This is a genomic window from Kitasatospora sp. NPDC096204 (assembly GCF_044763205.1).
GTDB lineage: Bacteria > Actinomycetota > Actinomycetes > Streptomycetales > Streptomycetaceae > Kitasatospora.
The window spans coordinates 1-22,875 of the sequence record NZ_JBIWFT010000054.1; the positions used below are offsets into that span (position 1 = coordinate 1).

At 74.4% G+C, this 22,875-nt stretch carries 18 protein-coding genes; 15 read left to right on the plus strand and 3 right to left on the minus strand.

All coding sequences use genetic code 11. The features are described 5' to 3' along the window. Nucleotides 1-336: 336 nt before the first annotated feature. Entirely contained in the window at nucleotides 337-1,779 is a 1,443-nt protein-coding gene (locus tag ACIQ87_RS36720) for an aldehyde dehydrogenase family protein (RefSeq protein WP_402415780.1), read from the plus strand. Nucleotides 1,780-1,867: 88 nt separating this feature from the next. Here ACIQ87_RS36720 and ACIQ87_RS36725 read toward each other — a convergent pair whose 3' ends face one another. Then, nucleotides 1,868-2,533 (minus strand): NAD(P)-binding oxidoreductase, encoded by a 666-nt coding sequence (locus ACIQ87_RS36725; protein WP_402415783.1) that lies wholly within the window; start codon nucleotides 2,531-2,533, stop codon nucleotides 1,868-1,870. A 148-nt stretch (nucleotides 2,534-2,681) separates the two neighbouring features. Here ACIQ87_RS36725 and dxr point away from each other — a divergent pair, with 148 nt between their 5' ends. The 5 genes from dxr (at nucleotide 2,682) to ACIQ87_RS36750 (ending at nucleotide 8,356) form a co-directional block, all read left to right on the plus strand. Next, nucleotides 2,682-3,923 carry a 1-deoxy-D-xylulose-5-phosphate reductoisomerase gene (gene dxr, locus ACIQ87_RS36730; protein WP_402415785.1) on the plus strand — a complete coding sequence of 414 codons (1,242 nt, stop codon included), beginning with the start codon at nucleotides 2,682-2,684 and terminating at the stop codon, nucleotides 3,921-3,923. Nucleotides 3,924-3,992: 69 nt separating this feature from the next. Further along, complete coding sequence (locus ACIQ87_RS36735) at nucleotides 3,993-5,297, plus strand: M50 family metallopeptidase (RefSeq protein WP_402415788.1); 1,305 nt, start codon at nucleotides 3,993-3,995, stop codon at nucleotides 5,295-5,297. Between the two features lie 143 nt (nucleotides 5,298-5,440). Then, entirely contained in the window at nucleotides 5,441-6,601 is a 1,161-nt protein-coding gene (gene ispG, locus ACIQ87_RS36740) for a flavodoxin-dependent (E)-4-hydroxy-3-methylbut-2-enyl-diphosphate synthase (RefSeq protein WP_402415790.1), read from the plus strand. 214 nt (nucleotides 6,602-6,815) lie between these two features. Next, nucleotides 6,816-7,691 (plus strand): GNAT family N-acetyltransferase, encoded by an 876-nt coding sequence (locus tag ACIQ87_RS36745; RefSeq protein ID WP_402415869.1) that lies wholly within the window; start codon nucleotides 6,816-6,818, stop codon nucleotides 7,689-7,691. A 101-nt stretch (nucleotides 7,692-7,792) separates the two neighbouring features. After that, nucleotides 7,793-8,356 (plus strand): GNAT family N-acetyltransferase, encoded by a 564-nt coding sequence (locus ACIQ87_RS36750; protein ID WP_402415793.1) that lies wholly within the window; start codon nucleotides 7,793-7,795, stop codon nucleotides 8,354-8,356. A gap of 20 nt (nucleotides 8,357-8,376) precedes the next feature. Here the strand turns inward: ACIQ87_RS36750 and ACIQ87_RS36755 are convergent, their stop codons facing one another. After that, entirely contained in the window at nucleotides 8,377-9,291 is a 915-nt protein-coding gene (locus ACIQ87_RS36755; RefSeq protein ID WP_402415795.1) for an aminoglycoside phosphotransferase family protein, read from the minus strand. A gap of 93 nt (nucleotides 9,292-9,384) precedes the next feature. Then, nucleotides 9,385-10,305, minus strand: a complete 921-nt coding sequence (locus ACIQ87_RS36760) for a ferritin-like domain-containing protein (protein ID WP_402415797.1) — start codon at nucleotides 10,303-10,305, stop codon at nucleotides 9,385-9,387. A 284-nt stretch (nucleotides 10,306-10,589) separates the two neighbouring features. On the opposite strand from ACIQ87_RS36760, the gene rimP reads away from it, so the two are divergent. The 9 genes from rimP (at nucleotide 10,590) to ACIQ87_RS36805 (ending at nucleotide 22,862) form a co-directional block, all read left to right on the plus strand. Further along, complete coding sequence (rimP, locus tag ACIQ87_RS36765) at nucleotides 10,590-11,129, plus strand: ribosome maturation factor RimP (RefSeq protein ID WP_402415800.1); 540 nt, start codon at nucleotides 10,590-10,592, stop codon at nucleotides 11,127-11,129. Between the two features lie 55 nt (nucleotides 11,130-11,184). Next, nucleotides 11,185-12,186 (plus strand): transcription termination factor NusA, encoded by a 1,002-nt coding sequence (gene nusA, locus ACIQ87_RS36770; RefSeq protein ID WP_360354326.1) that lies wholly within the window; start codon nucleotides 11,185-11,187, stop codon nucleotides 12,184-12,186. A gap of 75 nt (nucleotides 12,187-12,261) precedes the next feature. Next, entirely contained in the window at nucleotides 12,262-12,555 is a 294-nt protein-coding gene (locus tag ACIQ87_RS36775; RefSeq protein WP_402415803.1) for a YlxR family protein, read from the plus strand. Between the two features lie 229 nt (nucleotides 12,556-12,784). Then, nucleotides 12,785-15,904, plus strand: a complete 3,120-nt coding sequence (infB, locus tag ACIQ87_RS36780) for a translation initiation factor IF-2 (RefSeq protein ID WP_402415806.1) — start codon at nucleotides 12,785-12,787, stop codon at nucleotides 15,902-15,904. Nucleotides 15,905-16,054: 150 nt separating this feature from the next. Further along, a complete protein-coding gene (locus tag ACIQ87_RS36785) occupies nucleotides 16,055-16,351 on the plus strand; it encodes a DUF503 domain-containing protein (protein ID WP_030289887.1) in 297 nt (98 codons plus the stop codon). A 153-nt stretch (nucleotides 16,352-16,504) separates the two neighbouring features. Beyond that, nucleotides 16,505-16,945 (plus strand): 30S ribosome-binding factor RbfA, encoded by a 441-nt coding sequence (rbfA, locus tag ACIQ87_RS36790; protein WP_402415809.1) that lies wholly within the window; start codon nucleotides 16,505-16,507, stop codon nucleotides 16,943-16,945. 2 nt (nucleotides 16,946-16,947) lie between these two features. Continuing rightward, on the plus strand, nucleotides 16,948-18,051 hold the full coding sequence (locus ACIQ87_RS36795) for a bifunctional oligoribonuclease/PAP phosphatase NrnA (RefSeq protein ID WP_402415812.1): 1,104 nt from the start codon (nucleotides 16,948-16,950) through the stop codon (nucleotides 18,049-18,051). Nucleotides 18,052-18,086: 35 nt separating this feature from the next. Continuing rightward, nucleotides 18,087-19,016 (plus strand): tRNA pseudouridine(55) synthase TruB, encoded by a 930-nt coding sequence (gene truB / locus ACIQ87_RS36800; RefSeq protein ID WP_402415814.1) that lies wholly within the window; start codon nucleotides 18,087-18,089, stop codon nucleotides 19,014-19,016. 192 nt (nucleotides 19,017-19,208) lie between these two features. After that, nucleotides 19,209-22,862, plus strand: a complete 3,654-nt coding sequence (locus tag ACIQ87_RS36805) for a serine protease (RefSeq protein ID WP_402415817.1) — start codon at nucleotides 19,209-19,211, stop codon at nucleotides 22,860-22,862. Nucleotides 22,863-22,875: the final 13 nt, after the last annotated feature.

The window sequence follows — 22,875 nt, forward strand, 5'->3', positions numbered from 1 at the left end:
TGCGGGGTGGTGGTTCGCTGCCCTACCGCGCCGCCGCGGCGTGGTATGGGCGGTGGCGCCCGCCGGGCGTGGCCGGGGGGGGGGGGGGGGGGGGGGGCCCGCGGGGGGGGGGGGGGGGGGGGGGGGGGGGGGGGGTGCGGGGGGGGGTGGGGGGGGGGGGGGGGGGGGGGGGGGGGGGGGGCGGGGGCCCCCCACCCCGGTAGGACGCGGTGGAGTGACCCCGGGTGCGAACGCTCCTAGTCGGCCAATCCGGTCGGTGCGCCGCCCCGCCTACCCTCAAATCCGGGTCCCACGTCCGTGGGCCGTAGGACAGACGAGGAGAGGGCCGGTACCACGGTGACCACCACGTACGATTTCTGGCTCGCCGGCCGCCGGGCGAGCGGTGACGCCGACTTCGAGGTGCACAACAGCTGGGACGGCCGTCTGGTCGGCAGGGTGAGCATCCCGACCGAGGCCCAGGTCGACGAGGCGCTGGACGCCGCCGTCGCCGCTCTGCCGGTGTTCGCCGCCACCCCGGCGCACCAGCGTGCCGCCGCCCTGGACCACGTGGCCAAGCGGCTGACCGAGCGCACCGAGGAGCTGGCCCAGCTGGTCAGCGCCGAGAACGGCAAGCCGATCAAGTGGGCCCGCGGTGAGATCGGCCGTGCGGTGTCGGTCTTCCGCTGGGCCGCCGAGGAGGCGCGCCGCACCAACGGCGAGACCATGCGGCTGGACACCGACCCGGGCGGCGTGGGCCGTTTCGCGCTGGTGCGCCGTTTCCCGCGCGGTGTGGTGCTCGGGATCGCCCCGTTCAACTTCCCGCTGAACCTGGTTGCCCACAAGGTCGCCCCGGCGATCGCGGTCGGCGCCCCGATCATCCTGAAGCCGGCTCCGTCGACGCCGCTGTCGGCGATGGTGCTGGGCGAGATCCTGGCCGAGACCGACCTGCCGGCCGGTTCCTGGTCGATCCTGACCGTGCCGAACGACCGGATGCCGGCCCTGGTGCAGGACGAGCGCCTGCCGGTGATCTCGTTCACCGGTTCGGACAAGGTCGGCTACCAGATCATGGACTCGGTGCCGCGCAAGCACTGCACCCTGGAGCTCGGCGGCAACGCCGCGGCCGTGGTCCTCGCCGACTGGTCCTCGGAGGCCGACCTGGACTGGGCGGCCACCCGGATCGCGATGTTCGCCAACTACCAGGGCGGCCAGTCCTGCATCTCGGTGCAGCGGGTGATCGCCGACGCGTCGGTGTACGACGCGCTGGTGGAGAAGGTCGTCGCCAAGGTCAAGGCGCAGGTCACCGGTGACCCGAGCGACGACGCGACCGACGTCGGCCCGCTGATCGACGAGAACGCCGCGAAGCGCGTCGAGTCCTGGGTCGAGGACGCGGTCGCCAAGGGCGCCAAGGTGCTCACCGGCGGGACCCGCGAGGGCGCGACCTACGCTCCGACCGTGCTGGCCGAGCTGTCCGAGGACGCCATCCTGGCCAAGGCCGAGGTGTTCGGCCCGGTGCTGTCGCTGCACAAGGTGGACGGCGTGGACGAGGCCTTCGCGGCCGTCAACGACTCCGCGTTCGGCCTCCAGGCGGGCGTGTTCACCCACGACCTCCAGACCGCCTTCCGCGCCCACCGGGAGCTGCAGGTCGGCGGTGTGATCATCGGTGACGCGCCGTCCTACCGTGCCGACCAGATGCCGTACGGCGGTGTCAAGGACTCCGGTGTCGGCCGCGAGGGCGTCAAGTACGCGATGGACGACTACACCGTCGAGAAGGTCATGGTCCTGAGCGGCCTCGACCTCTGAGAGAGCCCGTGACGGCGCCGTAGCGGTGTCGTGGAGGAGGGCCCGGTTCGGCCGAACCGGGCCCTCCTCGCGTTCGCGCCCGGCGGGTTCAGCCGTCGTGCCCGGCGGCCGCGGCGACCGCCTCCTCGACGGTGGTGTTCCCGGCGACCAGCTCCAGGGTCAGTCCGGCGGTGCGGGGTTCGTGCAGCACGGCGGCCAGGACGGCGGCCACGTCGGCCCGGTCCACCGTGCCGCGGTCGACCGAGGGGGCGAGCCGGACCAGGCCGGTGCCGGGGCCGTCGGTGAGCCGCCCGGGGCGCAGCACCGTCCAGTCCAGCGCGGTGCGGGATCGGACGGCGTCGTCGGCGGCGCCCTTGGCCCGCAGGTAGGCCTCGAAGACCTCGTCGGGGTGGTGCGCCGCAGCGTCGGCGGCCATCGTCGAGACCATCACGTACCGGCGGACTCCGGCGAGTTCGGCGGCGTCGGCGAGCAGCACGGCGGCGTCCCGGTCGACGGTGTTCTTGCGGGCGGCGCCGCTGCCCGGTCCGGCGCCGGCGGCGAAGACCACCGCGTCGGCCCCGGTCAGCAGCCCGGCGAGCTGCGTGGCGGTGGCGGCCTCCAGGTCGAGCAGCAGCGGCTCGGCACCGGCGTCGACGAGGTCCTGGGCCTGTTCGGGGCGGCGGATGATTCCGGCGGGGCGCTCGCCGCGTGCGGCGAGCAGCCGTTCCAGCCGGAGCGCGATCTGTCCGTGGCCCCCGGCGATGACGGTACGCATGGCTCCGACGGTAGCCCGGACGGGGCGCGGCGGCCCGGGGAACCCCGGAAAAGGCCGTGCGGGGCCGGGAAGGACCAGGGGGCTCGGCGGAGTCCGGGGAACCCCGCGGAGGTCGGGGGCGGTGCCGCGGACAGGACACAATGGGCGCATGACTTCGCTCGCCCACCCGCAGCTGCGCTTCACGCCCACCGTGGCGGACCCCTCCGGCCCCCGGGAGCTGGTGATCCTGGGTTCCACCGGTTCGATCGGCACCCAGGCCATCGACGTGGTGCTCCGCAACCCGGACCGCTTCCGGGTGGTCGCCCTGTCGGCGGCCGGCGGCCGGGTGGAGCTGCTCGCCGAGCAGGCGGTGCGGCTGGGTGTGCACACCGTGGCGGTGGCCGATCCGGCGGCCGAGCCGGCGCTGCGCGAGGCGCTGGCCGCGAAGGCGGCGGGCGGTCCGCTGCCGACCGTGCTGGTGGGTCCGGACGCGGCGACGGAGCTGGCCGCCCTGGAGTGCCACTCGGTGCTGAACGGCATCACCGGTTCGATCGGTCTGCGGCCGACGCTGGCCGCGCTGCGGGCGGGCCGGGTGCTGGTGCTGGCCAACAAGGAGTCGCTGATCGTCGGCGGTCCGCTGGTGAAGGCGGTGGCGAAGCCGGGCCAGATCGTGCCGGTGGACTCCGAGCACGCCGCGCTGTTCCAGGCGCTGGCCGGCGGTACCCGGGCCGAGGTGCGCAAGCTGGTGGTCACCGCCAGCGGCGGCCCGTTCCGCAACCGCACCCGTGACCAGCTGGCCGGCGTGACCCCGCAGGACGCGCTGGCGCACCCGACCTGGGCGATGGGCCCGGTCGTCACGATCAACTCGGCCACCCTGGTGAACAAGGGCCTGGAGGTGATCGAGGCGCACCTGCTGTACGACGTGCCGTTCGACCGGATCGAGGTCGTGGTCCATCCCCAGTCGGTGGTGCACTCGATGGTGGAGTTCACCGACGGTTCGACCCTGGCCCAGGCGAGCCCGCCGGACATGCGGATGCCGATCGCGCTGGGCCTGGGCTGGCCGGACCGGGTGCCGGACGCCGCCCCCGCCTGCGACTGGACCAAGGCCGCCACGTGGGAGTTCTTCCCGCTGGACGACGAGGCCTTCCCGGCGGTCGAGCTGGCCCGTGAGGTGGGCACCCTGGGCGGTACCAGTCCGGCGGTGTTCAACGCGGCCAACGAGGAGTGCGTGGAGGCGTTCCTGAAGGGCCGCCTCGCTTTCACCGGAATCGTGGACACTGTTGCCAAGGTCGTGGCCGAGCACGGCCGGCGGGACGGCGGTTCGGCGTCGGGAACTTCCCTGACGGTGGAGGACGTCCTGCACGCGGAGGACTGGGCGCGCGCCCGGGCCCGCGAGCTGGCGGCCGGCTGACGGTCGGCTGACGACCCCGATTGCGGTAGGACGAAACGATGAGCGGAGCGGCATGACGGAGGACCAGCGGTGGCAACGGTTTTGACGGTGGTCGGCATCCTGGTCTTCGTCATCGGGCTGCTCGTCTCGATCGCCTGGCACGAACTCGGCCACCTCTCCACGGCCAAGCTGTTCGGCATCCGGGTGCCCCAGTACATGGTCGGCTTCGGCCCGACCCTCTGGTCGCGCCGGAAGGGCGAGACCGAGTACGGCATCAAGGCGATCCCGTTCGGCGGGTACATCCGGATGATCGGGATGTTCCCGCCGGGCGAGGACGGCCGGATCACCAAGCGCAGCAGCTCGCCCTGGCGCACCATGATCGAGGATGCCCGCGAGGCCTCCTACGAGGAGATCCAGGAGGGTGACGAGGACCGGCTCTTCTACACCCGCAAGCCCTGGAAGCGCATGATCGTCATGTTCGCCGGGCCGTTCATGAACCTGATCCTGGCGTTCGGGCTCTTCCTGACCGTCATGATGGGCTTCGGCGTCAACATGAGCGTGCCGACGGTCAGCTCCGTCGAGAAGTGCCTGGTCAAGGTGGGCCAGCCCAGGGACACCTGCCCGGAGGGCGCCCCGCAGACACCGGCCGCCCAGGCCGGACTGAAGGCGGGCGACCGGATCCTCTCCTTCGACGGCGACCGGATCGGCACCTACGAGCAGCTCCAGGCGGACATCCGCCGGTCGGCCGGCCTGACCGTGCCGGTCGTGGTCGAGCGGGCCGGGGAGCAGATCACCCTCAACCCGACCATCGCGGTCAACGACGTCCAGAAGTACGACGGCAACGGCGTCCCGCTCAAGGGCCAGACCCTCCAGGCCGGGTTCCTCGGGTTCACTCCCGCGAGCGGTGTGGTCCAGTTGGGGTTCGGGCAGTCGGTCGACCGGATGTACGACATGGCCGAGAACGGGGTGAAGTCGCTGCTCGCGTTGCCCGGCAAGATCCCCGGGTTGTGGACCGCGGTCGTCGGGGACGCCCCGCGCGACCCGGACTCGCCGATCGGGATGGTCGGCGCCGCCCGGGTCAGCGGCGAGGTGTTCTCCCTGCACGAGTCGGCCACCCAGAAGATCGCGATCTTCGTGAACCTGCTGGCCGGCATCAACCTGTCGCTCTTCCTCTTCAACATGCTGCCGCTGCTCCCGCTGGACGGCGGGCACATCGCCGGCGCGGCCTGGGAGGCGGTGCGGCGCCGCTTCGCACAGCTGTTCAGGCGGCCTGACCCGGGCCCCTTCGACGTCGCCAAGCTGATGCCGGTGGCGTACGTGGTGGCCAGCATCTTCATCGGTTTCACCCTGCTGGTGATGGTCGCCGACCTGGTGAACCCGGTGAAGATCAGTTAGGGCGTTCGGGTACCACGGGTGTGCTGGGCGCCATGGCGGTGCCGTACCGTGGAGGCCGGGTGCGCGATCGTCAGCGCGCCCGGCCTCGGCCGTGTCACGGCCGGGCGGTCGACCACACCTCAACCCCGGGGAACCCTGCGCACATGACCGCGATCTCGCTCGGTATTCCGTCCCTGCCGCTCAAGCCGCTGGCCAAGCGCCGTCACTCCCGGCAGATCATGGTCGGCAACGTGCCGGTCGGCGGCGACGCCCCGGTCTCGGTGCAGTCGATGACCACCACCGTGACGTCGGACATCAACGCCACGCTCCAGCAGATCGCCCAGCTCACCGCGTCCGGCTGCCAGATCGTCCGGGTCGCCGTGCCCTCGCAGGACGACGCCGACGCGCTGCCGATCATCGCCAAGAAGTCGCAGATCCCGGTCATCGCGGACATCCACTTCCAGCCGAAGTACGTCTTCGCGGCGATCGACGCCGGCTGCGCGGCGGTGCGCGTGAACCCGGGCAACATCAAGGCCTTCGACGACAAGGTCGGCGAGATCGCCAAGGCCGCCAAGGACGCGGGCGTCCCGATCCGGATCGGCGTCAACGCCGGCTCGCTGGACAAGCGCCTGATGGAGAAGTACGGCCGGGCCACCCCGGAGGCGCTGGTCGAGTCGGCGCTGTGGGAGTGCTCGCTGTTCGAGGAGCACGACTTCCGCGACATCAAGATCTCGGTCAAGCACAACGACCCGGTCGTGATGATCAACGCCTACCGCCAGCTCGCCGCCGCCTGCGACTACCCGCTGCACCTCGGCGTCACCGAGGCCGGCCCGGCCTTCCAGGGCACCATCAAGTCGGCGGTCGCCTTCGGCGCGCTGCTGGCCGAGGGCATCGGCGACACCATCCGGGTCTCGCTCTCCGCGCCGCCGGCCGAGGAGATCAAGGTCGGCAACCAGATCCTGGAGTCGCTCGGGCTGCGCGAGCGCGGCCTGGAGATCGTCTCCTGCCCGTCCTGCGGGCGCGCCCAGGTGGACGTCTACAAGCTCGCGGAGGAGGTCACCGCCGGGCTGGAGGGCATGGAGGTGCCGCTGCGGGTGGCCGTCATGGGCTGCGTCGTGAACGGCCCGGGCGAGGCGCGCGAGGCCGACCTCGGGGTCGCCTCCGGCAACGGCAAGGGGCAGATCTTCGTCAAGGGCGAGGTCATCAAGACCGTTCCGGAGTCGAAGATCGTCGAGACCCTGATCGAGGAGGCGCTCAAGCTCGCCGAGCAGATGCGGGCGGCGGGCGTCGAGGCGGGGGCGCCGACGGTGGTCGCCGGGGAGTAACCCCGCGCGGTTCGCCGTTCGTGGGTCGTCGTTCGTCCCGACAGCCGTGGGTTGTCGGCAGTCCTGACCGCGCGGGAGCGCCCGTGCGGTGTTCTCCGGAAGCGGGGCCGTCCGTTCGCGGACGGCCCCGCGGCCGTAGCCGGGTGGGGCCACGGATAGGGTGCGGCCAGAGTCGTCTCAGTGAGGTGCTGTCTCGATGCTCGATCGAGGTGTGATGCTCCCGAGCTCCTTCCAGGCCGCCCGGGCCCTGGCCACCACCCGCGTGCTGGAGCCTCCGGACCTCCCGGACGCCCTGGAGATCCTCCACCGCGACCCGGTCGCCAACGCCTTCGTCGCGACCAGGGTCGAGGCCGTCGGGCTGGATCCGTGGCGGCTCGGCGGGGAGTTGTGGGGCTGGTACGACGGGCAGGGCGTGCTGGACGCGCTCTGCTACGCCGGGGCGAACCTGGTCCTGATCAACGCCGGGTCCGAGGCGGTCGCGGCCTTCGCGGAGCGTGCCCGCCGACAGGGGCGGCGCTGCTCCTCGATCGTCGGGCCGGCGGCGGCCACGGCGGCCTTCTGGGCGCTGCTGGAGCGCAGTTGGGGGCCGGCCCGGGAAGTGCGGGCGCACCAGCCGCTGTTGGCGACCTCGGTGCCGTCGGCGGAGATCGCGCCGGATCCGCTGGTGCGCAGGGTGCGGCGCGACGAGGTCGAGACCTTGATGCCGGCGTGCGTGGCGATGTTCACCGAGGAGGTGGGGGTGTCGCCGCTGGCGGGGGACGGCGGACTCCTCTACCAGGCCCGGGTGGCCGAACTCGTGTCCACCGGACGGTCGTTCGCGCGGTTCGGGGAGGACGGGCAGGTCGTCTTCAAGGCGGAGATCGGGGCGGTGACGGAGGGGGCCTGCCAGGTCCAGGGGGTCTGGGTCGCGCCGGAGCACCGGGGGCAGGGGCTCTCCGAGACGGGGATGGCGGCGGTCCTCGACGTCGCGCTGCGGGAGGTGGCGCCGGTGGTGTCGCTGTACGTCAACGACTTCAACCTGCGGGCCCGGGCGGCGTACCGCCGGGTGGGGTTCCGCGAGGTCGGGGCGTTCATGAGCGTGCTGTTCTGAGGGGCCCGCGGCGGGCCGTGCGGTGGGTCGCGAGGTTCCGGGCCGGGGGCTGTTGGGATCTTCGGCCGCGCCGCGGGGCCGCTGGTAGTAACGTCCGGAGCATGGATCAGCTGACCGGGGTGACGATCGAGGCCATCGACCTTGCGGCCTGGGCGCCGCAGGCGCTGGAGGTCCAGGCGGTGGCGTTCGGGCTGACGCCCGAGGAGGTCGCGGTGCGGCTGCACATCGTGGGGCGGCACGCCCTGCAGCCGGGGGTGATCGCGCTCGGGGCGATGAGCGGGGGGCAGCTGGTCGGGTTCGGGTACGGGATGCCCAACCAGCGGGAGCACTGGTGGAGCACGGTGATCGAGCCCTACCTGACCGCCCGGGGGTACGGGGACTGGCTGGACGGGGTCTTCGCCGTCACCGAGTTGCACGTGCTGCCGGAGTTCCAGGGGCAGGGGATCGGCTCGCGGCTCATCCGGACGCTGTGCGAGGGATCGGGGCTGGAGCGGAGCATCCTCTCGGCGATCGACGCGGAGACGCCGGCGCGGCGGCTGTACCGGGCGCTGGGGTACCGGGACCTGGCGCGGGCGGTGCAGTTCCCGGCGACGGAGCGGCTGTACGCGGTGATGGGGGCTCGGCTGCCCCTGCGCGGGGCCGAGAGCGGGGCGCTCGGGGCTTAGAAGCCTCAACGGCCTTCGGGTCAGAGGGTGTTGGCGAACTCGAGGTAGAGCTCGGCGTCCTCGCGGCGGTCCGCGGCGAGGGCACGGAGGGCGAGGTCGACGGCGCGGAAGAGGGTCCAGCCGCGGAGGCGGTCCTGGTCGACCTCAAGGGCTTCGGAGAGCCGGCCCAGCCGGCGGCGGACGGCGGCGGGGGCGCCGGGGGAGCCGAACAGGGTGTCGGCGCGGTCCAGGGCGAGGCGGGCCAGGTCGAAGGCGCGTTCGCCGGCCAGCGGTCGCGGGTCGATGGCCAGCCAGGGGGCACGGTCGGCGGCCAGGACGTTGCCGTGGTGGAAGTCGCCGTGCAGGAGGAAGGACTCGTCGGCGGAGTCGGCCAGGGCCCGGGCGGTGTCCAGGGCCTCGTCGATCAGCTGCCGCGCCTCGGTGGCGGCGTGGGGGCGCTCCGCCAGGCGGGCGGTGGCGGCGATCCGCTGGGCGGGGGCGGGGAAGGGGTGGCCCTCGGGGAGCTCCGTCCAGAGGCGGTGCAGCAGGCTGGTGGCCTCCAGCATGGCCTTGGGCTCGGCGAGGGAGCGCAGCGGGATCTCGCCGTGGAGGCGTTCGAGCAGGAGGACGCCCTCGGTGGGGGCGGCGTCCAGCAGGAGGACGGCTCCGCGACCGGCCCACTGGGTCAGGGCGGTGTGCTCGTGGGCGGTCTCGGGGGTGGGGAGGCCGACCTTGAGGACGGCGGGGGAGAGGTCGTCGCGGTGGACGTACGCGACGAGACTGAGGCTGCCGCCGGGGTCGAGGGTCCGTTCCAGGGTGAGGTCCCAGGCGGCGAGGTGGGCGGCGGCCCTGGCGGGGAGGGTGGCCAGCCATTGGCGGCCGCTCTCGCCGTGGGTGGCGGTGACGGAGTTCGTCAGCCGGCTGGGGACGGTGATGGTGGGTTCGGCTCCCGACATGGGTCCATTGTCAGGGTTTGGGAGCGGGTGCGGGGCTTTCGGGAGGGTTCGGGGTGGCGGGCGTGCGGGCCCTTGCCCCGCGTGCCCGCCGCGTCAGGTGGCGGGGATGCCGGGGAAGGCCGTGGGCGGGGCGCCCCAGCGGCGGGCGCGCAGGGCGGTCTCGCGCAGGGCGGTCGCGGCGAGCGGGCGGTGGAAGGCGGGGAGGGTGGTGACCAGCTCGGCGTAGGTGGCGGTGAGGCGGGTCTCCAGGTGGACGGCGAGCTTGGTGGCGTCGGCGGGGGAGGCGACGGGGAAGGGGAGCTGGTAGCCGCCGGCGGCCGGGGTGGGGGCGGCGGTGGCGGCGGTGAGGAGGCGCTGCCAGGCGTCGCGTTGGGCCTGGTGGGCGGCGAGGGTGGTGCGGGCGTCGGTGCGCTGGGGGTCGTCGGGGAGGTGGGCGCCGACCACGCCGTAGCCGTAGACGGCGGCGTGTTCGGCGCTGAGGGCGGTCTGGAGGGCCGGGCCGGGGTCGGCGGCGCGTTCGGCGCGGGCGTGGCCGGCCGGGGTGCCGATGGGGGTCTGGTCGCCGAGGGCCGCGGCGTGCAGGGCGTTGGAGGCGGACACGGAGGCGAGCAGCCGGGCGAGGGGCGGGCTGACCTCGTCGAAGCCGTAGAGGTGGGACTCGGCGGTCCGGTGCTCCATGAGGGCCAGCTCGGGGAGCGTGGGCAGGGAGCGGTACGGGGTGCTGGTGGGGGAGGGGGTCGCGGCCGGCAGGCCCTGGACGAGGGCGGTGCGGTGCTGGACGGTGTCGTCGCGCAGGGGCTGGAGCAGGGCGGTCGGGGCGCCGGCGACGGTGAGCAGGTTGTCGTAGGCGCCGAGCAGGAGGTCGGTGTCGGCGATCGCCCGGAGGCGCGCGGGGGTGTCCGGGTCCTGGGGCGGGGTGGGGTCGGCCGGGCGGCCGCCCGGGTCGGCGGTGCAGGCGGCGAGGGTGGTGAGCAGTCCGAGGGCCAGGAAGGTCCGTCGGCTGGGCGGCTGCATCGGGAATCACTCCGGGCGGGTACGGGAGGACGGCCTCCCCGCCTGCCCTCGTTGGCGTGAATGATTACAGAATCCCCACGTTCCCGGGCCCGGTTCGGGGATGCGGTGCCGGGTGTGAGCTTGCTCGCAGTGGATGGTGTGCGCGCGGTCGGCGGAGGTCCGGAATCGGTGGTTGGGGGCTTGACCGGATAGGCTTTGGGCCGAGCTGCCGTGATCCGGTGCGTGACACCGGGGGCGCGGGGCGACCTCTGACAACAGCAGACGCGGCCGAGGAGTCCACCCGGATGAGCACCACCCACACCGACCGGCTGCGAGCGTTGCTGGAGCCGCTGGCCGAGCAGGCCGGACTGGATCTGGAGGACGTCAGGGTCACCAGGGCGGGCAGCCGCCGGCAGGTCCAGATCGACGTCGACACCGATGGCGGCGTGGACATGGACACCATCGCCGAGTTCAGCCGGGTGGTCGGTGAGGCCCTGGACGAGTCGGACCTGATGGGGGACGACGCGTACCTGCTGGAGGTCGGCTCGCCGGGTGCGGAGCGCCCGCTGGCCCTGCCCCGGCACTGGCAGCGCGCCGAGGGTCGGCTGGCCAAGATCCACCTGGTGGACGGCGGGGAGATCGTCGCCCGGGTGCTGGAGGCCGACGAGGACGGTGCACTGGTCGAGGTGCAGCCGGTGAAGGGCCGTGGCCGCCCGAAGGAGCGCCGTCTGGCGTACGCCGAGGTGGCCCGTGCCCGGGTCCAGGTCGAGTTCAACCGCAAGGACGACGAGAAGCTCCTGGACGAGGCCGCTGACTTCGACGAGGGGGAGGACGGCGCCGAGTGACCCTCGAGTGCCGTACGACCATGACGAACGTGACGAAAGACGAGGAGGCGTAGCCGTGGACATCGACATGAGTGCCCTGCGCACGCTGGTCAACGAGAAGAACATCCCCTTCGACCTGCTGGTCGAGTCCATCGAGTCCGCCCTCCTCACCGCGTACCACCGCACCGAGGGCTCGCGCCGCCGGGCCCGGGTGCACCTGGACCGCAAGAGCGGCCACGTCACCGTGTGGGCCATGGAGGACCCGGCGGAGCTGGACGAGGGTGTCGAGCCGAAGGAGTTCGACGACACCCCGAACGGCTTCGGCCGGATCGCGTCCAGCATCGGCATCCAGGTGATGATGCAGCGTCTGCGCGACGCCGCCGACGACCAGACCTTCGGTGAGTACGCGGGCAAGGAGGGCGACATCGTCACCGGTGTCGTCCAGCAGGGCAACGACCCGAAGAACGTGCTGGTCGACATCGGCAAGCTGGAGGCCATCCTGCCCCCGCAGGAGCAGGTCCCGGGCGAGGACTACCGGCACGGCACCCGGCTGAAGTGCTACGTGGTGGCCGTTCGCCGGGGCGTGCGCGGGGCTTCGGTGACGCTGTCGCGCACCCACCCCAGCCTGGTGAAGAAGCTGTTCGCGCTGGAGGTCCCGGAGATCGCGGACGGCAGCGTGGAGATCGCGGCGATCGCCCGCGAGGCCGGCCACCGGACCAAGATCGCGGTCTGGTCGCGCCGCCAGGGCCTGAACGCCAAGGGCGCCTGCATCGGCCCGATGGGCTCCCGGGTGCGCGCGGTGATGGGCGAGCTGCACGGCGAGAAGATCGACATCGTCGACTGGTCGGAGGACCCCCGGGAGATGGTGGCCGCCGCCCTGTCGCCCGCGCGGGTGACCAGCGTGGAGATCGTGGACGCCGCCCAGCGCTCCGCCCGGGTGATCGTGCCGGACTACCAGCTGTCGCTGGCGATCGGCAAGGAGGGGCAGAACGCCCGCCTGGCCGCGCGCCTGACCGGCTGGCGGATCGACATCCGCCCGGACACCGAGGGCCAGGCCGAGGAATCGCAGGCCCGCTAGTCAGTGTTGTCGTTGCCGAGCCCGCCGTCCTCCAGGATCGGCGGGGCGGCGCCATGTCGCTCCGGAGGGGTAGACTTGCCTTCGTCTGGCCGGACGCATGTCCGAGCACGCCCGGAACGCACCTGCGTGGGCTGCCGCAAGCGCGCGGCCAAGCACCAGCTGTTGCGTGTCACGGCGGTCGAGGGCGAGTGCGTCCCTGATCCCCGTGGCGCACTCCCGGGCCGGGGTGCTCACGTGCACCCCGATCCGGCCTGCCTCGACCTCGCGGTCCGCCGTCGGGCGTTCCCCCGGGCCTTCCGGCTCCAAGGAGCGCTCGACACGGAGCGGCTCCGCGGGTTCATCGGGGAGCGGGCGGACGAAGCCTCGTAGCAGGGCCGTCTCCCGCGACGGCCGCCGCTCGCGCGGCGGAGAACCACCGCAACAAGCACGGCATGCGGGCAGCCGCGCGTCGTGCCACCAGTCAGGTACCTCGCGATGTGGAAGTAGGTCGAGATTGCGATGAGCACTCGATGAGTACGCGATGAGTACGCGATGGGTACGCCCATGAAGTAGCGACAGTCCGGCGGACGAGACCCCCGGACTCATAGACAGGAGTGAAGTGGCTAAGGTCCGGGTTTATGAACTCGCCAAGGAACTTGGCTTGGAGAGCAAGGCCGTCATGGCCAAGCTCACCGAGCTCGGTGAGTTCGTCCGTTCGGCGTCCTCGACGATCGAGGCGCCGGTCGTGCGCAAGCTGACTGACGCGCTTGGTGTGGCCCCCACCGGTGGTGGATCCGCTGCCAAGCCGGGCCCGCGGAAGACCGCGGCGCCCTCCCCCGCCGCCGGCTCGGGTGCCCCGAAGCCGGGGGCTCCGACTCCGGGTCCGCGCCCCGGCGCGACCCCTGGTCCCCGTCCGACCCCGGCTGCCGCCGCGCCTTCCGCGCCGGCCGCCCCCGCCGCCCCGAGGCCGGGCGCGCCGACTCCGGGCCCGCGCCCGGCCGCGCGTCCCGCCGCTCCGGCGGCCCCGGCCGCGCCCGCGGCCGAGTTCTCCTCGCCGGCTCCGGCCGGCGACGCCCCGCGTCCGTCCACCCAGGCCCCGCGCCCGGGTGGCCAGGCCGCCGCCGGTGCCCGTCCGGGCCCGCGTCCGGCCGGTCCGCGTCCGGGCAACAACCCGTTCACCTCGGGTAGCGCCACCGGCATGGGCCGTCCCGGCGACCGCCGTCAGGGCGGCCAGGGCGGCGCCCCGCGTCCGGGCGGTGCTCCGGGTGCCGGCGCTCCGCGTCCCGGTGGCGACCGTCCGCGTCCGGCCGGTGCCCCCGGTGCCGGTGCTCCGCGTCCGGGTGGCGACCGTCCGCGTCCGGGCGGTGCTCCGGGTGCCGGTGCCCCGCGTCCCGGTGGCGACCGTCCGCGTCCGGCCGGTGCCCCCGGTGCCGGTGCTCCCCGTCCGGGTGGCGACCGTCCGCGTCCCGACGGCATGCCGCGTCCGGCCGCGCCGCGTCCCGGTGGCCCGACCCCGTCCGGCATGCCGCGCCCGAACCCGGGCATGATGCCGCAGCGTCCGGCCGGCCCGCGTCCGGGTCCGGGTGGCCGTGGTCCGGGTGGCCCCGGCGGCCGTCCGGGTGGTCCGGGTGCCGGTGGCGCCCGTCCCGGCTTCCAGGGCCGTCCGGCCGGTCCGGGCTCGCGTCCGGCCGGTGGCGGTGGCTTCGGCGGTCCGCGTCCCGGTGGCGGTGCCCCGGGTGGCGGCGGTGGCTTCGGCCCGCGCCCCGGTGGCTTCGGCGGTCGTCCCGGCGGCCCGGGTGCCCGTGGTGGCACGCAGGGCGCCTTCGGTCGTGGCCCGGGCGGTCGCCCGGCGCGTGGCCGTAAGTCGAAGCGGGCGAAGCGCCAGGAGTACGAGGCCATGCAGGCCCCGTCCGTCGGCGGTGTGATGCTGCCTCGCGGCAACGGCCAGACCGTTCGCCTGTCGAGCGGCGCCTCGCTGATGGACTTCGCGGAGAAGATCAACGCCAACCCGGCCGCGCTCGTCTCCGTCATGTTCAACCTCGGTGAGATGGTCACCGCGACCCAGTCGGTCTCCGACGCGACCCTCGAGCTGCTGGCCGGCGAGATGGGCTTCCAGCTGGAGATCGTCAGCCGGGACGACGAGGACCGCGAGCTGCTGGAGTCGTTCGACATCGACTTCGGCGCCGACGAGGGCGACGAGGACCAGCTGGCCCCGCGCCCGCCGGTCGTCACCGTCATGGGTCACGTCGACCACGGTAAGACCCGCCTGCTGGACGCGATCCGCAAGTCCAACGTGGTGGCCGGCGAGGCCGGTGGCATCACCCAGCACATCGGTGCCTACCAGGTGGCGACGATCGTGAACGGCGAAGAGCGTCCGATCACCTTCCTCGACACCCCGGGTCACGAGGCGTTCTCCGCCATGCGTGCCCGTGGTGCCAAGTCCACCGACATCGCGATCCTGGTGGTCGCGGCCAACGACGGTGTCATGCCGCAGACGGTCGAGGCGCTGAACCACGCCAAGGCCGCCGGTGTGCCGATCGTGGTCGCCGTCAACAAGATCGACGTCGAGGGCGCCGACCCGACCAAGGTCCGCGGCCAGCTGACCGAGTTCGGCCTGGTGGCCGAGGAGTACGGCGGCGACACCATGTTCGTCGACATCTCCGCGCGCCAGGGCCTGAACATCGACCAGCTGCTGGAGGCCGTGGTCCTGACCGCGGACGCCTCGCTGGACCTGCGGGCCAACCCCGAGCAGGACGCGCAGGGTATCGCCATCGAGGCGCACCTGGACAAGGGCCGCGGCGCCATGGCGACCGTGCTCGTGCAGCGCGGTACCCTCCGCGTCGGTGACTCGATCGTCGTGGGCGACGCCTACGGTCGCGTCCGCGCCATGCTGGACGAGAACGGCAACAACCTCACCGAGGCCGGCCCGTCCCGCCCGGTGCTGCTGCTCGGTCTGACCTCGGTGCCCCGCGCCGGCGACAGCTTCATCGTCGTCGACGAGGACCGCACCGCCCGCCAGATCGCCGAGAAGCGCTCGGCCCGCGACCGCAACGCCGCCTTCGCGCAGCGTCGCGTCCGGGTGTCCCTGGAGGACCTGGACAAGGCCATCGCCGCCGGCTCCATCGAGCAGCTCAACCTCATCATCAAGGGTGATGTCTCCGGTTCGGTGGAAGCCCTCGAGGACGCCCTCGTCAAGCTGGACGTGGGCGAGGAGGTCGAGCTCCGGGTCCTGCACCGCGGTGTGGGTGCCATCACCGAGTCCGACGTGGACCTGGCGATGGGCTCGGACGCCATCATCATCGGCTTCAACGTGCGCGCCGAAGGCCGTGCGCGCGCCGCGGCCGACAAGGAAGGCGTGGACGTCCGGTACTACTCGGTCATCTACCAGGCGATCGAGGAGATCGAGAACGCCCTCAAGGGCATGCTCAAGCCGGAGTACGAGGAGGTGCGCCTCGGCGCCGCGGAGATCCGCGAGGTCTTCCGCTCCTCCAAGTTCGGCAACATCGCCGGTGTCCTGGTCCGCGACGGCATCATCCGCCGCAACGCCAAGGCCCGCCTCATCCGCGACGGCAAGGTCGTGGCGGAGAGCCTCACCATCGAGGGTCTGCGCCGCTTCAAGGACGACGCGACCGAGGTCCGTGAGGGCTTCGAGGCCGGTGTCACCCTGGGGTCGTTCAACGACATCAAGGTCGAGGACATCATCGAGACCTACGAGATGCGCGAGAAGCCGCGCGCCTAGTCGGTGTCAGCCGGGGCCGGTCGACGGGTGGTATTTCCGTCGACCGGCCCCGGTCTCGCTGTGTAGGGTCCGGGAGTAGTCAGAAACAGTGGCACCAGCCCGGTTCCGGGCTGCCCCCGAGGCCTTCCAGGTCGGCGAGACCTGTCACACATGTTCGTGGGAACACTCACCTTCGACCTGCTGCTGGGCGACGTCCACTCGCTCAAGGAGAAGCGTTCGATCGTGCGGCCCATCGTGGCCGAACTGCAGCGCAAGTACAGCGTGTGCGCTGCCGAGACCGGGAACCAGGACCTGCACCGCCGGGCCGAGATCGGCCTCGCGGTGGTCTCCGGCGAAGCCGGGTACGTCACCGAGGTCCTGGACAGCTGTGAGCGGTTGGTCGCCGGCCGCCCCGAGGTGCAACTCCTCTCCGCGAGGAGGCGCTACCACAACGACGACGACGAATGAGGACCGTGGAGCCGGCCGGCGGAAGTCGCCGTTCTCACACGGATCAGGACCGAGAGCGCCCGCAAGGCCGGGCGCGGGCCGGTACTTTGGGGCGTGGGCCCCGACGGGTGCGCAGCTCGCCCGGGTACCGGGCCCACTGCACGAGGAGGCAACGTGACCGACACCGCAAGGGCGCGCAAGCTCGCCGACCGCATCCAGGTGGTCGTCGCCCAGACTCTGGAGCGGCGGATCAAGGACCCCCGGCTGGGGTTCGTGACCATCACCGACACCCGGGTGACCGGAGACCTGCGCGAGGCCACCGTTTTCTACACCGTCTTCGGTGACGAGACCGAGCGCGAGGCCACCGCGGCCGCGCTGGAGAGCGCCAAGGGCGTGATCCGCTCCGAGGTCGGCAAGATCGGGGTGCGCTTCACCCCGACGCTGACCTTCGTCGCGGACGCGCTGCCGGACAACGCCCGGAACATCGACGACGCGCTCGACCGGGCCCGCACCTCGGACGCCGCCGTGCGCACCCAGGCCGCGGGAGCGAGCTACGCCGGCGACGCGGACCCGTACCGGGTTCCGGCGTCCGAGCGTGACGACGAGGACGAGTAGTCATGGCGGGTGAGCCGGCGCGGGCCGCCTCGCGAGCCGGATCGACCACGGGGGCGTCCTCCACCACCACGGTGGAGGGTGCCCTCGCGGCACTCCCGGGCCCGCGCACCGAGGAGAGCGGGTTCGAGCTGCTCTGGCAGCAGGTGGTGGCGGAGATCGGGCGGGCCCGTTCGATCGACCTGATCTGCCACATCTGCCCGGACGGCGACGCGCTGGGCTCCTCGCTGGCGGCCGCGCTGGCGCTGCGCGCGCTCGGCAAGCGGGTGCGGGTCTCCTTCGGCGACGACCCGCAGATCGTGCCCGAGTCGCTGGCCTTCCTGCCCGGCCAGGAGCTGATCGTGCCGGCCGGCGAGGTGCCGGACGTGCCCGAACTGGTGCTCTGCTTCGACGTGGCCGCGGAGAGCCGGCTCGGCCTGCTCCGGGACAAGGCCTTCGCCGCGCCCGTCCTGGTGGTGTTCGACCACCACGCCTCCAACCCGGGTTTCGGCACCCACCAGTTGATCGACCCGACCGCGCCGGCCACCGCCGTGCTGGTCGACGAACTGCTGCGCAGGCTCGGCGTGGTGCTCGACCAGGAGCTGGCCACCTGCCTCTACACCGGTGTCGCCACCGACACCGGCTCGTTCAAGTACCGGGCCACCACGCCCGCCACCCACGAGCTGGCCGGCCGGCTGCTGGCCACCGGTATCCGGCACGACCTGATCTCCCGGCAGCTGTGGGACACCTCCTCCTTCGGCTACCTCAAGGTGCTCGCCGGCGCGCTCGACCGGGCCGTCTACGAGCCGGAGGCGGCGGACGGACTGGGCCTGGTGTGGACCTGGGTGCCGTACCAGGACCTCGCGCTGTTCAGCGTCACGGTCGAGGAGATCGAGGGACTGATCGACATCCTGCGCCGCCCGGCCGAGGCCGAGGTGGCGCTGGTGCTCAAGCAGGACCCGGACGGCACGCTGCGCGGCTCCTCGCGTTCCAAGGGCGCGGTGGACGTCGCGGCGGCCTGTGCCGAACTGGGCGGCGGGGGGCACGTCTACGCGGCCGGATTCAGCGTCCGGGAGGACGTGGCCGCAGTGGTCGAGCGGTTCCGGGGCGCGCTGCGACCGGTACGTTGATCATCTCCGCTGATGTTGTTGAGAGAAAGAACCCGATGAAGCGCAAAGGCACCGGCCCGGACGGCCTGGTGATCGTCGACAAGCCCGAGGGCATCACGTCGCACGGGGTCGTCGCCAAGTTGCGGTGGCTGGCCGGGACCCGGAAGGTCGGGCACGCCGGCACCCTGGACCCGATGGCCACCGGCGTGCTGGTGATCGGCGTCGAGCGGGCCACCCGGCTGCTCGGCCACCTGATGCTCACCGCCAAGACGTACGAGGCCACCATCCGGCTCGGCCAGACCACCGTCACCGACGACCGCGAGGGCGAGGTGACCGCCTCGACCCCGGCCGACGCCGTCACCCGGGAGGCGATCGACGCCGGGATCGCGGCGCTCACCGGCGAGATCATGCAGGTGCCGTCCAAGGTCAGCGCGATCAAGATCGACGGCAAGCGCTCGTACGCCCGGGTCCGCGAGGGCGAGGACTTCGAGCTCGCGGCCCGGCCGACCACGATCCACTCCTTCAGCGTGCACGAGCAGCGCGCGGCGGTCGCCGAGGACGGCACCCCGGTGATCGACCTGGACGTCACCGTCGAGTGCTCCTCCGGCACCTACATCCGGGCGCTGGCCCGGGACCTGGGCGCCGGGCTGGGCGTCGGCGGGCACCTGACGACGCTGCGGCGCACCAAGGTCGGGCCGTACGGGGTGGAGTCGGCGCGCACCCTGGAGCAGCTGGAGGCCGAGGTCACCGGCGAGTCCGCCAAGCCGCTGGAGGTGCTGCCGATCGCCGACGCCGCGGCCGCCGCCTTCCCGCGCTGGGACCTGGACGAGGCCTCGGCGCAGAAGCTGTCGCACGGCGCCCGGCTGAAGGCGCCCGGGATGGGCGTGGACGGGCCGATCGCGGTGTTCGGACCGGACGGGCGCTTCCTCGCGCTGGTCGAGGAGCAGGGCGGGCAGGCGAAGCCGGTCGCGGTCTTCGTCGGCTGACGGTCCGGTAGCCGTTCGGAGCCCCCGTCGGGAGTCATCCCGACGGGGGCTCCGCCGTTCCCGGACGCCGTTCACCCGCGCGAGGGAGCGCACGGAGTGAACGCCCGTGGTGAGCAGCGCGGGCGCGGTCGGGCGGGCACCTCGGCGGGCAGGCTCCGGGCGGCGGGCGAGCGACGGCCGAGGGGGCACGAGATGCCGGGTTTTCCGGAGGGCGATCCGGGGCGGTACCTGCTGCGGATCCGCGACCTCAACGGCCGGCTGCACGGCTTAGGGTTCGTCGCCGACCCGCAGGGGGTCGTGCTGACGGCCCACGAGAGCGTCGCCGGACTGGACCGGGTCGTCCTGCACACCCCCGGCGGGCAGACCAGGGTGCTCGGCCCGGACGCCGTGCTGCCGCTGCCCGGGTACGGGCTCGCGCTGCTGCGCACCGAGGCGGTCGGCGGGCTGCCGGTGCCGCCGCTGCCGCTGGCCGCCGTCGCGGCCGGGCCCGAGGTGCTGCTGCCCGCGCTGGTGGGGGAGGACGGACGGGTGGTCGCGCTGCGCTGCGGACTGCTCGGCGTCGCCGACGCGGCGTACGGCGGGCACCGGTCGGCCGGGGTACTGCTGCTGGACGTGCCGGTGGTCGGCGGGGTCGCGGTGCCGGCCGGCTCGCCGGTGCTGGACGCCCGCAGCGGGGCCGTGGTCGCCCTGGCCGCGCCCGCCGTGCGCGGGCCCCGGCACGGCGGGGCACTGCCGGCCGTGCCGGTGGGCGCGGCGGCGGTCGGGGCGGGCCCACCGGGCGGAACGGGCGGCGCCGAGGTGCTGGCCGGGCTGCTGGCGAGCAACGCGGCGGCGGTGCCCGGCTACGGCCCGGCGCTCAACCTGGCCGGGGTGCTGCGGCTGACCGCCGCCCAGGTGGCGGCCGCCGGCGCCGGACCGGGCCGGCTGCCCCACCTGGCCGCCGACCGGGTGGACCGGCCGGACGGCCTGGCCGGGGACGAGCCGGTCGCGACCGTCACCGTGCTGGTCGGCGCCCCCGGCAGCGGGCGCACCACCGAACTGGCCGCGCTGGCCGCCCGCCGCACCGGCGGCGCCCACCCGCTGCCCACCCTCTGGCTGCGCGGCGCCGACCTGCGCGCCGGGGACCGCTCGCTCGCCGAACCGGTGGAACGCGCGCTGGCGGCCGCGGCGGCCGGGCTCGGCACCCCGGCGCCCGCGCCCGAGCCGGTGGCGGCGCTGTGCGCGGCGGCCGGCCGGCGGCTGCTGGTGGTGCTGGACGGCCCCGAGGAGGCCCCGCTGCCGGTGGACGCCCGTTGGCTGCGCGGCGCCGGGCAGTGGCTGACCGGCTGCGGGGCCCGGCTGGTGACGGCCTGCGGGGAGGAGCTGTGGGAGCTGCTCGCCGCCGAGACCTGGGGGAACGGCACCCCCGGCCCCCGGCGCGCGGAGGAGCCGCACCCGGACGGCGACCTGGGCAGCGCCCCCACCGTGCGGATGGACGGCCGCGGCGCGGGCGGGCCGAGCCTGGCCGGGCAGCGGCTCGGCCCGCTGCCCCCCGAGGCGGCCGAGCGGGTGCGCCGCCGGTACGGGCTGCCGCCGGGCCGCCCGGCCGCCGCCGAGGACGCCCGGCACCCGCTGGCCGTCCGGCTGGCCGGGGAGTTGTGGGCGCAGGGGCTGCACGACGGGCCGGTGCGCCGGAGCGAACTGTTCGGCGCCGTCCTGGACCTGCGCTGCCTGCGGGTGGCCCAGCGGCTGGCCGAGGACGACCGGCCGCGCCGCCCGGGCGCCCACCGGCGGGGCGCGGTGCGCCCGGGCGGGCCGCGGCACCGCCGGGTGCGCCGGCTCGCGGCGGCGGTGGCCGGACGGGTGCACGAGGCGGCCCGGCGGATGCTCGGCGACCGGTGCGGCGGCGGGCTGGACCGGGCCGTCTTCGAGGAGCTGTTCCCGGTCGAGGGCGGCTGGGCCACCGCGGTGCTCGCCGAGGGCCTGTTCGTCCCGGCCGGGCCCGGATTCCGCTTCGCGCACGGGGAGTTCGCGGACTGGCTGCAGGGCCGGCACCTGGACCTGGACGCGGCGCTGCGGCTGCTGCTCGGCGAGGCCGAGGACACCCCGCCGTGGCCCGCCGACGAGGCGCGGGAGCCCGGCGGCCACCCGGCGGGGGAGCCGGCCGGGGTGAACGCCGTCGCCCGGCACCGGATCGGCCCGGTCGCCGCCGCACTGCGCCGGGTGGCGGAGACCTGGGGCGCCGGCGCCCTGGACCCGTGGCTGCACCGGATCTGGCGCGCCCTCGACCTGCGCCCGCCGGGCAGCGAACCCGCCTGGTGGGCGGCCCGGTTGCTCGCCGCGGGCCTCGCCGCCAGCCCGGACCGCTCCGAACACGTGGCCCTGCTCGAACAGTTGGCGTCCCGGATCGCCGAACGGGCGGGCGCGGCCGGTGCGGTGGCGCTCCCGGCGGCCTGGCTCGGCCGCTTCGGCCCGGCCTTCTGGACCGGCCTCGGCCTGCCCGTCGAGACCGAACTCGCCCTGCTGCGCCGCCTGGTGCCCGCCGACGGCCCCGGGCAGCGCTTCCTCGCCGCGGTGGCCGAGCGGCTGCGCGCCGACCCGGTCGCGGTGTTCCCGCTGCTCTGCGCCTGGTTCGAGGACGCGCGCGGCCTGCCGGGGCGCCCCGGACGCACGACGGCCGACATCGCCCACGACCTTCTGCTCGCCCACCGCCGGCTCGCCCTGGACGAGTTGGCCGACGCGCTGGCGGCCGCCGCGCACCCGCGGGCGGACGCGCTGCTCACCGTGCTGGCCGCCGAGGAGCCGTCCGCGCTCTGCCGCGCGGTGGACCGCTGGAGCCACGACCGGCGGCCCGAGCGGCACGTCGCGGCCGCCGTGCACGCGCTGCGGACGGCCCCGTACGCCTCCGGTGCCGGGGTCGAGCTGCTGCGGTACACCGCGCTGACCCTGCTCGCCCGCGAGGACGAGCCCGGTCTGCACGGGGCGGCGCTGGCGCTGCTGGTCGGCGACCCGGTGACCAGGGCCGAGTACCTGCCGGCCGCGCTCGCCCGGTTCCGGGCCGGTGGCGACGCCTTCCTCACCCCGCGGGCGCTCGGCCCGGCCCTGGAGAGCGACCCGGAACCCGTCCTGGCCGCGCTCGCCGACCGGGCGGCCGCCCCCGGTGCGGCCCCCGCCGAGACGCTGCGGGTGCTGGCCGACGCCACCGCCCCGGCGGCCCTGCGGCGGGGCGTCGAGCTGGCCGCCGGGCTGCTGCGCGGGAACCCGGCGCTGGCCGGTCCGGTCGCCGTCGACTACCTCGGCCGCCGGCTGGGGCGGGCCGCCGCGGTCGGCCCGGGCGGCCGGCCGGAGCTGCGGATGCTGCTCGGCGCCGCGCTCGCCGACCGCGGCGCGGCGGTCCGGCGGCCGTTCGCCGAGGTGCTGTCCGTCCCGGTGGCCGACCCGGCGGCGGACGCGCTGCGCCGCGAGCTGCTGGACGCCCTGCTCGCCGCCGAGACCGACCCGGCGGTGCTGACCGCCGTCGTGGAGCGGCTCGCCGAGCACTGCGCGGCCGAGGACCCCGCCCGGGCCCGGGCGGTGCTGGCCAGGGCCACCGCGGGGCTGCCGGGCGCGGACGAGCTGCTGGTGCGCTGCGCCGGGCGGTCGGCGGCCTTCGCCCGGCTGCTCGCCCGGTGGCCGTCCGGTGCCGCGCCGACCGCCCCGGACGGTCCCGGGCCGGCCCGGATGCGGGCCCTGGCGGCGGCCGGACGGGACGCGCGGTACGCCGCCGCGGAGGCCGAGCGGGCCGTGCCCGGGCGGTCGGCGGGGCCCTCGGTGGGCTCAACCCGTATTCCGGTGCCTGAGCCGGGGCAGGCGCATGGCACGCTATAGGGGTTCGGGTTTT